The sequence below is a fragment of the Halomonas sp. genome (genome assembly GCF_041689495.1).
Classification (GTDB): domain Bacteria; phylum Pseudomonadota; class Gammaproteobacteria; order Pseudomonadales; family Halomonadaceae; genus Halomonas.
This window is the reverse complement of record NZ_JBDNGD010000488.1, coordinates 1-4,538: the sequence shown is the minus strand read 5'-3', so window position 1 is coordinate 4,538 and position 4,538 is coordinate 1. Positions and strand designations below refer to the sequence as shown.

At 59.0% G+C, this 4,538-nt stretch carries 6 protein-coding genes; 4 read left to right on the top strand and 2 right to left on the bottom strand.

Features of this window, described 5'->3' with window-relative positions:
* Nucleotides 1-16 precede the first annotated feature (16 nt).
* The 4 genes from gorA (at nt 17) to ACESMD_RS14660 (ending at nt 4,066) form a co-directional block, all read left to right on the top strand.
* Entirely contained in the window at nt 17-1,393 is a 1,377-nt protein-coding gene (gene gorA, locus ACESMD_RS14675; protein WP_372614429.1) for a glutathione-disulfide reductase, read from the top strand.
* Nucleotides 1,394-1,616: 223 nt separating this feature from the next.
* A complete protein-coding gene (ectA, locus tag ACESMD_RS14670) occupies nt 1,617-2,195 on the top strand; it encodes a diaminobutyrate acetyltransferase (protein WP_372614427.1) in 579 nt (192 codons plus the stop codon).
* An 87-nt stretch (nt 2,196-2,282) separates the two neighbouring features.
* Nucleotides 2,283-3,548: a diaminobutyrate--2-oxoglutarate transaminase gene (gene ectB, locus ACESMD_RS14665; protein WP_372614425.1), complete on the top strand. Its 1,266-nt coding sequence runs from the start codon at nt 2,283-2,285 to the stop codon at nt 3,546-3,548.
* A gap of 104 nt (nt 3,549-3,652) precedes the next feature.
* Entirely contained in the window at nt 3,653-4,066 is a 414-nt protein-coding gene (locus ACESMD_RS14660; protein ID WP_372614423.1) for an ectoine synthase, read from the top strand.
* A 60-nt stretch (nt 4,067-4,126) separates the two neighbouring features.
* Here the strand turns inward: ACESMD_RS14660 and ACESMD_RS14655 are convergent, their stop codons facing one another.
* A complete protein-coding gene (locus ACESMD_RS14655; RefSeq protein WP_372614421.1) occupies nt 4,127-4,228 on the bottom strand; it encodes a DUF3833 family protein in 102 nt (33 codons plus the stop codon).
* The gene (locus ACESMD_RS14650) at nt 4,201-4,308 is read right to left on the bottom strand and encodes a hypothetical protein (protein ID WP_372614419.1); all 108 of its coding nucleotides are present in this window, start codon (nt 4,306-4,308) and stop codon (nt 4,201-4,203) included. Before ACESMD_RS14650 ends, ACESMD_RS14655 begins: the two co-directional genes overlap by 28 nt.
* Between the last annotated feature and the right edge of the window lie 230 nt (nt 4,309-4,538).

Genomic DNA, 4,538 nt, shown 5'->3' with positions numbered 1-4,538 from the left:
TGATGTGGAGAATGATGTGACTGATGGCGTTTCCCCGTTCGACTATGACCTCTTTGTCATCGGTGCCGGTTCAGGCGGTGTCCGCGCCGCCCGAACCGCTGCCTCGATGGGCGCGCGGGTGGCTGTGGTAGAGGACCGTTACCTGGGTGGCACCTGCGTCAATGTCGGCTGTGTGCCCAAGAAGCTCTATTCCTTTGCGGCCCATTTCCATGATGCCTTCGAGGATGCCGCCGGCTTCGGTTGGCATCTGCCCGAGGCTCCTCGCTTCGACTGGGCCACCCTGCGCGACAACAAGATCGGCGAGATCAAGCGGCTCAACGACATCTATGCGCAGCTGCTCGATACCGCCGGTGTTCGCCTGATCAATGGCCGTGCCCGGGTGATGGACGAGCACCATGTCAGGGTGGGCGGCGACACTTTCAGCGTTGGCAAGATTCTGGTGGCGGTGGGGGGCTGGCCCTGGGTGCCGGACTTTCCGGGTAACGACCTGGTGGTCACCTCCAACCAGGTCTTCGATCTCGAGGCCTTCCCCGAACGCTTCCTGGTCCTTGGCGGCGGCTATGTCGCCGTGGAATTTGCTAGCATCTTCAATGGCCTGGGAAGTGATAGCCACCTGATCTATCGCGGCGACCTCTTCCTGCGCGGCTTCGATCGGCAGGTTCGCGAGTTCACCCGCGACGAGATGGCCAAGAAGGGCGTGAATCTCCACTTTGGTACCAACATCGAATCCATCGAGCGGGTCGAGGGCGGATTGAAGGTGAGTCTGACCACTGGCGAACAGCTGGAAGTGGATGCGGTACTGGTGGCGACCGGTCGTCGGCCGAACCTGGCCGGCTTGGGCCTGGAGGAACTCGGTGTTGACCTCACGGAAGGTGGTGCATTGAGGGTGAATGACCGTTTCGAAACCTCGGTGCCATCGATCCTGGCCATCGGCGATGTCACCGGCGGGGTGGAGCTTACTCCCGTGGCCCTGGCAGAGGCCATGCACATGGTCCACCAGCATTTCGGTGACCAGCCCCCGCGCGCACCGCTCGATTACTGCAACATCCCGACGGCCGTTTTCTGCCACCCCAATATCGGCACAGTGGGGCTCTCCGAGGAGGAGGCCCGTGACGCCCATGGCGACATTCGTATCTATGTGGCCGACTTTCGCCCCATGAAGCACACCCTTTCCGGCAGCCGCGAGCGGTGTCTGATGAAATTGATCGTCGATGACGCTACAGACCGCGTATTGGGCGCAGAGATGGTGGGAGAAGAGGCCGGCGAAGTCATCCAGGGGATTGCCATTGCCGTCAGGGCGGGCCTGACCAAGGCGGAGTTCGACAACACCGTCGGGATCCATCCCACCGGGGCAGAGGAATTCGTGACAATGAGAACTCCAACTCGGCGCTGACTCGGCCGCGGGCGCCTGCACAAAGCAAGAATCCAGCGGGGCGAGAGGAGCGCTGGAGTCGGTCCGTCGTTATCCTGCCGAACGTTTGATTACAGGATAAACTCGTTGGAACATCAGAATGATTTACTGCAGGGAAGGGAATCTCTGAAAGTATCGTCGATTTGAAATATAAATCCCAGCTGTTATAATTAAAGTCAAATTCGCTACAGCGAAACTCACCGACATGACCATTACTACCGAGCCCTTTACCCCCTCCGCCGATCTCGCACGCCCGACCGTGGCGGATGCCGTGGTCGGCTTCGATACCATGCCGCTGTTCATTCGCAAGCCGAAACCGGATGATGGCTGGGGCATCTATGAACTGGTCAAGTCCTGCCCCCCGCTGGACGTGAATTCCGCCTACGCTTACCTGCTGCTGGCCACCCAGTTTCGCGACACCTGTGCCGTGGCCACCAATGAAGAAGGCGAGATCGTCGGTTTCGTCTCCGGCTATGTGAAGAGCAATGCCCCGGATACCTATTTCCTGTGGCAGGTGGCCGTCGGTGAGAAGGCGCGCGGCACCGGTCTGGCCCGTCGTCTGGTCGAGGCCGTCATGACACGGGACGAACTGAGTGGCGTTCACCACATGGAAACCACCATCACCCCCGACAACCAGGCGTCCTGGGGGCTCTTTCGTCGCCTGGCAGACCGCTGGCATGCGCCTCTAAACAGCCGCGAATACTTCTCCACCGACCAGCTCGGTGGCGAGCACGACCCCGAAAACCTGGTACGTATCGGTCCCTTCCAGACCGACTGCCTTTGAATCACGCTTCTCCCGGTGCCTGGCTCCCGGCGGCTCGTCGGCGATGCCATGCCCATTCCTTTCCCATTTCCTCAAGGAGTTCACTGCATGCAAACTCAGATCCTCGAACGCATGGAATCCAATGTCCGGACCTATTCCCGGTCCTTTCCGGTCGTCTTCACCAAGGGCCGCAACGCTCGTCTGACCGATGAGGACGGTCGCGAGTACATCGACTTCCTGGCGGGTGCCGGCTCCCTGAATTACGGCCACAACAATCCGAAGATCAAGCAGGCCCTTCTCGACTATCTGTCAGAAGACAACATCATCCATGGCCTGGACTTCTGGACCGCCGCCAAGCGTGATTACCTGAATGCCCTGGATGAGATCCTCCTCAAGCCCCGTGGCCTGGACTACAAGGTCCAGTTTCCGGGACCGACCGGGACCAATGCCGTCGAGGCCGCTATCCGCCTGGCCCGCAATATCAAGGGACGTCACAACATCGTGGCCTTCACCAACGGTTTCCACGGTGTGACCATGGGGGCCCTGGCCACCACCGGCAATCGCAAGTTCCGTGAGGCCACCGGCGGCGTACCCACCGTGGGAGGCAGCTTCCTGCCCTTTGACGGCTATCTGGGTGAGCACACCGACACCCTTGATTACTTCGAGAAACTGCTGACCGACAAGTCCGGCGGCCTGGACGTACCGGCCGGCGTGATCGTCGAGACCGTGCAGGGGGAGGGCGGCATCAATGTCTGTAGCCTGGAGTGGCTCAAGCGGCTCGAGACTATCTGTCGTACCCATGACATCCTGCTGATAGTCGACGATATCCAGGCGGGATGCGGTCGTACCGGGAAGTTCTTCAGCTTCGAGCATGCGGGGGTCGTTCCGGACATCGTGACCAATTCCAAGTCACTTTCCGGGCTCGGCCTGCCGTTCTCCCAGGTGTTGATGCGTCCCGAGCTCGATGTCTGGACGCCCGGTCAGTACAACGGCACCTTCCGTGGCTTCGCCCTGGCCTTCACCACGGCCGCGGCGGCACTTCGCCACTACTGGAGCGATGATACGTTCGAGTTGGATGTCCAGCGCAAGGGCAGGGTAGTCGAGGATCGTTTCCAGAAGATTGCCGCCTGGGTCAGCGAGCAGGGCATCGAGGCCAGCGAGCGGGGTCGCGGCCTGATGCGTGGCATCGATGTGGGTAGCGGTGACATTGCCGACAGAATTACCGAGAAGGCCTTCGCAAACGGCCTGATCATCGAGACCAGCGGTCAGGATGGTGAAGTGGTCAAGTGCCTTTGCCCCTTGACCATTCCCGACGAGGACCTGCTGGAAGGCCTGGATATTCTCGAAACTAGCGTCAAGCAGGCACTGAGCTGATAATCTAGGAGTGTCTGTTGCATCTTGGTCGGGTCACGCGTGTTTCGCTACTTGGCACCGGCCAGTTTTAAAGCTCCCTGTTCTCAACGGAATCGGAGATTCATATGATCGTTCGCAATATCGAAGAAGCGCGCCAGACCGAGCGTCTTGTCAAGGCCGAAAACGGCAACTGGGACAGCACCCGTCTGGTGCTGGCCGGTGATGGAGGCAGTTTTTCCTTCCATATCACGCGCATCTATGAAGGCACCGAGACCCATATCCACTACAAGCACCATTATGAGTCAGTGTTTTGCATGGAGGGTGAAGGTGAGGTCGAGACCCTGGCCGATGGCAAGATCTGGCCGATCAAGCCGGGCGATATCTATGTCCTCGACCAGCACGACGAGCTCCTGTTGAGGGCCAGCAAGACGATGCATCTGGCCTGCGTTTTCACGCCGCCGATCACCGGCACCGAGGTGCACCGCGATGACGGTTCCTACGCGCCGGCCGAGGATGCCGACGACAAGAAGCCGCTCTGATCCCAGTGCGCTTTTTGTTCCCTGACGCCCTCGACTTTCAGGAGTCGGGGGCGTCGTTATTCAGCGGGACTTGTCGAAGACGATGGTGATCTCGGCCAGGGTAAAGCCGAACTTCTTCATGGCGGTCCGATTGATCAGTCGTCCGTCGGGCTGCAGATACATCCAGTCGTCCAGGGTGGGCGCTCAAAGGTCCATACCCGGCGGTCGGTCTCACCGTCGTCATAGACGAAGTGCTCGTTCATAACCAGGCTATCGCCATCCAGACGGCCCTCGATAATTATGCATCGATGGTTTCCTGTAATGGTATCGTATCGTATTTCCGATATGAGACCGATGAGCAAACGAATACATGGCATTCTCATAAGTACGCATAATGTATATTATGTTAAATAGAATATGTTAGATAGAAAGTGGATCGGTAGATGACACAACCGGCTCATCTGGGTCTACCATCACGATTCCCTATCATGGA

Excerpts from the sequence above, each read along its gene's own strand:
- ACESMD_RS14660 (WP_372614423.1), top strand. The coding sequence starts at position 3,653 with ATGATCGTTCGCAATATCGAAGAAGCGCGCCAGACCGAGCGTCTTGTC.
- ectA (WP_372614427.1), top strand. The coding sequence starts at position 1,617 with ATGACCATTACTACCGAGCCCTTTACCCCCTCCGCCGATCTCGCACGC.
- ACESMD_RS14655 (WP_372614421.1), bottom strand. The coding sequence starts at position 4,228 with ATGTATCTGCAGCCCGACGGACGACTGATCAATCGGACCGCCATGAAG.
- ectB (WP_372614425.1), top strand. The coding sequence starts at position 2,283 with ATGCAAACTCAGATCCTCGAACGCATGGAATCCAATGTCCGGACCTAT.
- ACESMD_RS14650 (WP_372614419.1), bottom strand. The coding sequence starts at position 4,308 with ATGAACGAGCACTTCGTCTATGACGACGGTGAGACCGACCGCCGGGTA.